The organism is Frankia sp. CcMO1 (assembly GCF_977945845.1).
On record NZ_CDWTMG010000263.1, the window covers coordinates 1 to 6,335 of the forward strand.

The window sequence follows — 6,335 nt, forward strand, 5'->3', positions numbered from 1 at the left end:
CCCCTGGATCCGCGGCGTGCCACGGTCCGGGGTGGAGGTGCTGCGACAGGCGGCATACACGTTCCGGGCCCGGGTCGCTGACCGGTGGCGCCTCGGGCGGGTCTTCCTGCTTGGCGACGCGGCGCACGTGACCCCGCCGTTCATTGGCCAGGGTATGGGCGCCGGGCTACGCGACGCCGCCAACCTCAGCTGGAAGCTGGCGATGGTGCTGTCCGAAGGAGCCGACGACCGACTGCTCGACACCTACCAGCTCGAACGCGAACCCCACGTGGCCCGCCTGATCCGGACGGCGATCACGGTCGGCTGGGCGATGACCGGTGGTCAGGACAACGCCGCGGCCGCTCGGCGGCTGGTCCTTGCTGGAGCCTGCCGGGTCCCGGGCTTCAGCCATGCCGCCGCGCGTACGACGTCGCCCCGGCTACCCGCCGGGCCGCTGGTCCGACCCCGCCACCGCGGTCTTGGTGGCCTGGCCGGGACCCTGCTTCCACAACCGTGGGTCACCGTCGACCGGCGTCGGTGCCGCCTCGATGACCTGCTCGGTGACTCCTTTGCGATCGTCGCTTCCGGCCCGCTCGATCCCGGCCTCTCGGTCCTGGCGCGGCGCCTGCGGGCGCCGGTCTTCCAGGTCCGCGCCGCCACCAGCGGTTCGGGTGCCACCAGCGGTTCGGGGCATCCGGCCGGCCTGGACGACGGTGACGACGCCGTCATCTCCGACGGCGGGATCTCGGCCGGCTGGTTGCGCCGGGCGGGGGCCGGGGCCGTGCTGGTGCGCCCCGACCGGGTCGTCCTGGCCGCGGCACCGCAGGCGCGCGGAAACGGCGCGGTCGGCGCGGCCATAGCCCGGGACTCGGCCGGGTGGCTGCCGCTGCTGCCGCCCACCCGCACCTCCCGCCTCAGAGGAGAACTCCGCCTCTTCGGACCGGCCGCGCGGGTCCCGCCAACCGGCTTCGCTCGCACCGCGCCGAACGGTGCCTGTTCGGGAAGGACCAGCATGACGACGAACCCGGGTGGCCTTCCGACTCCTGTCGACCCGACCGCGGGCTGCTGCCCTACCCAGTCTGATCGATCGAGCGGTCCGACGACAGGGCATGTTCGGCGACCGCCTCCGGCTGCTCTGCCGACGGTGCGGATCCGGGCCCGCGTGTTCCGGTGTCGGCAAGCTGGCGGCCCTCGATGTCGAATGTGTCAGTAATGACAGATCGCCGGTCCTTGTTGGCTTGTGATTGCGGTCACCCGTTGATCGCCTGCCGGGCGGGGACTCACTGCCGGAGGATCGCGAACGTCTCCTGGAGCAGGCGCAACGCGGTCGTGAGCGTCCGGTCCGGTTGGGGCAGCGCGGAGAAGGCGATGAGAGTGCTGCGCATCGCCGCCGCCGTCCGCCCGGCTGAGTCGTTCGGCAAGGACGTGTGCCAGGCCGTCCTCGAACTCGCGCAGCAATGTTGTGGCGGACCTGCTCGGTTGGGTCACAAAGGCGACCGGTGGGCCGCTGAACAGAAGGCCGAGGCCGACGCCACGCTCAGCCGCGATGGCGAACAACGCGTTACACACGGCGGTCTACGGGGGCTCGTCGGCCGGGCGGACGCGGACATGCTCTTGGAGCACCGGGATCAGGGCGTGCGTCTCACCGAGAACCAGGTCTTCCTTGGACGGGAAATATCGGAGCCGAAGGCCGGCCGGCTGCTGGCTCGGATCCCCGTCGGCCGTGAGCCGCACGGTCTCGCGGTCTGGCCGCAACCCGGTCGCTACTCCCTCGGCCATACTGGGATCATGCGCTGAGGGTCGCGGACGAGCTCCGGACCCCTCCACCCTGGCCGACACCGACCGCCCGGGGCCGAAATGGACTTTCATAATACATGATACTATGGAATATTCATCCGAAATTTACCTTTAGGCATCTGACCGTTGCGTCTACGCGCTTAGCGTGACGTGTCGTGACTAGTGATGTGACTATGAGGGTCGAGGGCGGCGCTGCCGCGCCCGCCGTGTTGGAGCGCATCCGGGCTTTGTCGGCGTCGCTGTCGTCGGCGGAGCAGCGGGTGGCGCGGCAGGTCCTCGCCGACCCGGCTGCGATGATCCACCAGTCGGTGAGCGAGCTGGCGCAGGTGTCGGGAAGCTCGCCGGCGACGGTGGTGCGGTTCTGCCAGAGCCTCGGGCTTCGGGGCTATCAGGAACTCAAGCTGGCGCTGATCCGGGAGACGCTGCCGGTGGAGCGGCAGCTGGTGGACGAGGTGTCCGCGGCCGATGGCCCGGATGAGATCGCCGGGAAGGTGCTCGGCGGGGCGGCGAGTGCGCTGACCGAGGCGGCGCGGGGGATCGACGGTGGCGTGCTGGCGGCGATCGCCGACCTGGTCGTCGCCGCGCCGCGGACGTTGTTCGTGGCGGTGGGGACGTCGGCGCCGCTGGCGATGGATGCCGCCTACCGGCTGACCACGGTCGGGGTCGATGCGCGGTTCGCCGGGGACACGCATGTGCAGCACGTCACCGCCCGGATGCTGGCGGCGGGTGATCTGTGTGTTGCGGTCAGCCACACCGGCTCGACGGCGGAGACACTGGCGGCGATGCGGGCGGCCGTGGACGCCGGGGCGCACACCGCCGCGATCACGAGCTTTGCCCGGTCACCGTTGACCGAGCTGGTGCAGCACGCGGTGGTGGTGGGCAGTCGGGAGACGGCGTATCGCATCGAGGCGATGACCAGCCGGATCGTGCACCTGTCGGTGCTCGACGCCCTGTTCGCCCTCGTGGTGGTGCGCAGCCCGCGCAGCCCCGGCGCGCTGGCGATGACCGCCGACGTGATCGTCGAACACCGGATGTAGCCGCCTACCAGACCCGGCGGCGCCGGTGCCGACGACCCGTGGTTCGCCCCGCGCCCACCGAGGAACGGTATGAGCCCACGGACCAGCGGTGGATCGGTGGTGGGCTCAGGTACGTCCCGGCGGTCGGTCAGCCGCCGGCCGCGCCGGTGATCAGACCGACCAGCGCGGTGACCAGCATGGCCGCGGCGCCGCCCAGCACGACGCGCAGGGCCGGACGTAGCAGCGCCATACCGGCGGCCCGCGCGGCGAGCATGCCCGCGACGGCGAGACCGATCATCGTCACCACGACGACGAGCGCCAGGCGGCCCGCCCCCGCCGGGGCCGACATCCCGAGGAACGGCACCAGCCCGCCGGCCGTGAAGCTGCCCGCCGACGCGACGGCGGCCTGGACCGGGCGCGCCCGGGTGGCCTCACTCTGGCCGAGTTCGTCGCGCAGGTGCGCCTCCAGCGCACCCCGCTCGGTCAGTGCCACGGCGACCTGCCTGGCGAGGTCGTGCGGAAGGCCGCGCCGCTCGTAGATGCCGACCAGCTCGGCGAGCTCGGCCGCGGGGTTGGCCGCCAGCTCCGCGCTCTCCTTGGCCCGGTCCGCGTGTTCCACGTCGGCCTGGGAGCTCACCGACACATACTCCCCGGCCGCCATCGACATCGCCCCCGCGGTCAGACCCGCGATCCCGGCGGTCAGGACCGCGCCGGTGGAGGCGCCGCTCGCGGCGACGCCGACGATGAGGCTGGAGGTGGAGACCAGGCCGTCGTTCGCGCCGAGGACGGCCGCGCGCAGCCAGCCCGAACGGTTCGTGCTGTGCCGCTCCGGGTGCCGTCGCATCGCACCGAATGTCGCCATGGGGGCATTACAGCACGGTGTTGGCGATCAGCATGGGTACGCTCAACGGATCAAGAACCATCTCTGCCCGTTCCTCGAGGTAGACTGCTGGAAATCGTGCGGGGGGGCGTCATGGCCGAGTACATGCCCTGACCGAGTACAAGGCTGACGGAATTCCGGCCGCCGGTCGGCGCGGGAAAACCCGTAGGCCGGTCGGGGAAGGTCCCGCCCGGCCTACGCGCGGAGGTGAACCAATCCGGATGCCCCGCGCCGGCCCTGCGAATGATGAACGGCAATGATGGACAATCAAGGCTGACAGTGATCGCGCGACGTGGGATTGGTGACCTTGCCCCGACATCGTCCGATGCGGCCGGGACCGCGTACCCCGTACGAGGAGAGCTGGCTGGCTGGCGCGGAACTCGGTGAGGCGCTCACGCGCGGATGGCGTCCGCGGGCACAACCCGTGCAGATCGCGCTGGGTGCGGGTGAAGCCGTGCTGGCCCAGGCATCCGTCTGCGTCTGGCAGTACATCGGCCAGAACGTCATCTATAATCAGGGGTGGTTCGTCGCCTTCGGTAGTCCCCTTCTGCTCGGCGCGTCCCTGCTCGGCAGTGCCCTGTACAACGGCAGCCAGCGCAGGCGCGCCGAGGCGCTCGCCGCGGTCCAGTGGCGCCCTGTCTCCCAGGGGCACCTTTTCCTGACGAACTGGCGCCTCGCGCTGGCGCTCACGACCGGCTGGACCGATATCGGCTACCCGTACCTGCGGGCGTCCGGTGTGGACGGCGACAGCATGGTCATCATGCTTGCCGGCCAACCCCCCGTCCGACTGCAGGTGTGGCCGGCGCACTGGTTCTTCGTGCTCATGAGATTCCTCGCCTACGGCGAGATCGTCCGGATGGAAATTCCGTCCCACCTGCAACGATCGACTGCCCCCGGGCCCTCGAACCTCCGCCTGGATCGTGAACCCCGCCCGGGCGGGGTCTGGGGAACGCCGGTGACGCCGCATGATCAGCGGCCTTCCCGGAGTGTGATCAGTGGGTACGCCCGGTGGGTACGGCCGGCGGGTGCCGGCGTCCGGATTTCTCCCGGGGGCGGCCCCGCTACCCTGCTGCCTCGTGCCGGGCCGATACCGTGATGGCGTCCTCCGGGAAAATGCGGGCGGGTATTCAAGCGTGATTCGGGTCAAGATAATGTTATTGATAAAAATATCCTTGAGATTTTCCTTCGAGTGGATTTCGAGGATATCCATGAGGCTTGCCTCGCGGATAATTTGTTTACATGCCGTTCACGGTGCACGACCTGCCAGCGCCCCGCGAACCTATACCATTCATTCGGGTTCGCCGCACGGCCATCCGTCTCGGTCGGAACCAGCCGAGAAGAAGTCGGAGGCCAGCCATGGGATTGACTGCCGTCCGGATGTGGTCCGGCATGGTCGATCGAAAGTGAGGGTTCTCATGCCATTTGTCATCACCGCCGCGTGTATCGATGTCAAGGACGGCTCCTGCCTGGAGGGGTGCCCGGCCGATTGCATCTACGAGGGTGACCGTAAGATGTACATCAATCCGGACGAGTGCACGGAATGCGGCGCCTGCGCAGTGTCCTGCCCGGTCGGCGCGGCCATCAGTGACGACCGTGTTTCCGCGAAGGACAAGGAGTTCATTGAAAGCGAGGCGCTGTTCTTCAGCACCGTCCTGCCAGGTCGGGACGCACCGCTCGGCGAGCCGGGCGGTGCCACGAAGCTCGGTAAGATCAAGGCTGATACGCCCTTCATCGCCGCCTACGGAAGCTGACGAGGGTGACCTCGGGTATTCGCCGGGGCGGAGCACGATAAAGCGGAGCAGTAGCGGGAAAAACGAACCGAGAGAATTCGCGGAAAGGCCGGTGCTGGCGGACCTCGGGTCCGAGGCGCCGGCCTGACGCCGAGACGTTGCGGGGGATTCCTCCCGTAACCAGCCTGCGTTCCAGACGATTCTATCCCGCAGGTCCGACAGAACGGCGGGGTCCGCTCGTCCAGCCCCGGGTAGTTCCAGGGCGTTTCGTGGAGGGCGGGGCCGGGTGTCAGCGGACCGGTGGCGCGAGGGAGCGCAGGACGGCGCCGGCGGGTTCGTCGGTGAGCTCGGCGAGGGTCACCTCGTCGAGCGTGACCAGGAAGTTCTCCTGGGCTCGTCGCAGGAGGGGGCGCAGTCGGCAGGCGCATCGCAGCGGGCACGGGGGACCGTCGCAGGAGACGAACTCGTCCGTGCCCTCGGGGGCACGGACGATGTGCCCGACGGTGACCTGCGTCGTGCCCGGGGCGAGCAGCACCCCGCCGGTGCGTCCGCGTACGGTGACCACGAGGTCGAGCCGCTGGAGGCGTTGCACGATCTTCGCCATGTGGGTGAGCGGAACATCGAGGGCTTTCGAGAGGTCGCGGACGGTGAGGCGATCCTCCCGGGTGGCTGCGAGCATGAGCGCCCGCAGCGCCAGGTCGGTCGACTGGGTCAGGTGCATGGGAACGCACCTGTCGAGGTGACGGTCACCCGACCATCTTGCCTTCTACTCTTCGTAGAAGATTGTCCCGACGGCACCTGCGTCCCACGGGTGCCGCCTGCCGAGGTCGGACCTCGGCGGGAGCGCGGCCCCGGGTGTGACATCGCGCCGGGACCGGCCGGTGCCGGCCTCCTCGTGGCGACCGCGGACCCCCCGGCCGGACGGACTAGTAC

7 protein-coding genes are annotated in these 6,335 nt (G+C 69.7%); 5 read left to right on the forward strand and 2 right to left on the reverse strand.

Annotation, left to right across the window (positions count from 1 at the left end):
- The 3 genes from AC08OU_RS21335 to AC08OU_RS21345 form a co-directional block, all read left to right on the forward strand.
- On the forward strand, nucleotides 1-1,192 hold a 1,192-nt coding region (locus AC08OU_RS21335), incomplete at its 5' end, for an FAD-dependent monooxygenase (protein ID WP_476605628.1).
- A 155-nt stretch (nucleotides 1,193-1,347) separates the two neighbouring features.
- The gene (locus tag AC08OU_RS21340) at nucleotides 1,348-1,776 is read left to right on the forward strand and encodes a hypothetical protein (RefSeq protein WP_476601876.1); all 429 of its coding nucleotides are present in this window, start codon (nucleotides 1,348-1,350) and stop codon (nucleotides 1,774-1,776) included.
- Nucleotides 1,777-1,949: 173 nt separating this feature from the next.
- On the forward strand, nucleotides 1,950-2,813 hold the full coding sequence (locus tag AC08OU_RS21345; RefSeq protein WP_476601872.1) for a MurR/RpiR family transcriptional regulator: 864 nt from the start codon (nucleotides 1,950-1,952) through the stop codon (nucleotides 2,811-2,813).
- A 127-nt stretch (nucleotides 2,814-2,940) separates the two neighbouring features.
- Here AC08OU_RS21345 and AC08OU_RS21350 read toward each other — a convergent pair whose 3' ends face one another.
- Nucleotides 2,941-3,654 (reverse strand): VIT1/CCC1 transporter family protein, encoded by a 714-nt coding sequence (locus AC08OU_RS21350; RefSeq protein WP_476594079.1) that lies wholly within the window; start codon nucleotides 3,652-3,654, stop codon nucleotides 2,941-2,943.
- Nucleotides 3,655-3,973: 319 nt separating this feature from the next.
- Between AC08OU_RS21350 and AC08OU_RS21355 the strand changes: the two genes are divergently transcribed.
- Entirely contained in the window at nucleotides 3,974-4,768 is a 795-nt protein-coding gene (locus AC08OU_RS21355) for a hypothetical protein (protein WP_476605629.1), read from the forward strand.
- A 319-nt stretch (nucleotides 4,769-5,087) separates the two neighbouring features.
- Nucleotides 5,088-5,423, forward strand: a complete 336-nt coding sequence (locus AC08OU_RS21360; RefSeq protein WP_476601874.1) for an indolepyruvate ferredoxin oxidoreductase subunit alpha — start codon at nucleotides 5,088-5,090, stop codon at nucleotides 5,421-5,423.
- 268 nt (nucleotides 5,424-5,691) lie between these two features.
- On the opposite strand, the gene AC08OU_RS21365 is transcribed toward AC08OU_RS21360, so the two are convergent.
- Nucleotides 5,692-6,123, reverse strand: coding sequence for an RrF2 family transcriptional regulator (locus tag AC08OU_RS21365; protein WP_476601875.1), 432 nt, complete (start codon nucleotides 6,121-6,123; stop codon nucleotides 5,692-5,694).
- Nucleotides 6,124-6,335 lie beyond the last annotated feature (212 nt).